Below are 267 nucleotides of genomic sequence, written 5' to 3'. Positions count from 1 at the left end.
GCCCGTGCGGGAAGCGGCCTTGACGGCCTCGCCCTTTGCCAGAAGCCCATCCACCAGATGTTTGCCGACGGTGCCTGTCGCGCCGAGAACAAGAATCTTGCTGCTCATGTCACTCTCCTTGGTATCTATTGGAAACTATCTTTCCATAGGTTAGATACAGGGAAATTCGGATTAGAAAAGAGAGCACTTTTTTGTCACATGGTTTCCTCCGGGAAACCGCACCGGGAAGGAAAGAACAGATGACGGCGATGCAACAGGCCTACAATG

The 267-nt window shown here is 52.4% G+C and carries 1 protein-coding gene; it reads right to left on the bottom strand.

What is annotated here, in order from left to right; all coding sequences use genetic code 11:
* Positions 1–108, bottom strand: a 108-nt coding sequence (locus tag AF337_RS45275) for an NAD-dependent epimerase/dehydratase family protein (RefSeq protein ID WP_342028420.1), incomplete at its 3' end; no start/stop codon positions are given.
* Positions 109–267: the final 159 nt, after the last annotated feature.

Origin of the sequence: Rhizobium ecuadorense, from assembly GCF_001187535.1 — a bacterium.
Classification (GTDB): domain Bacteria; phylum Pseudomonadota; class Alphaproteobacteria; order Rhizobiales; family Rhizobiaceae; genus Rhizobium; species Rhizobium ecuadorense.
Note: the sequence above shows the minus strand (reverse complement) of the source record. Positions and strands in the feature narration are given on the sequence as shown.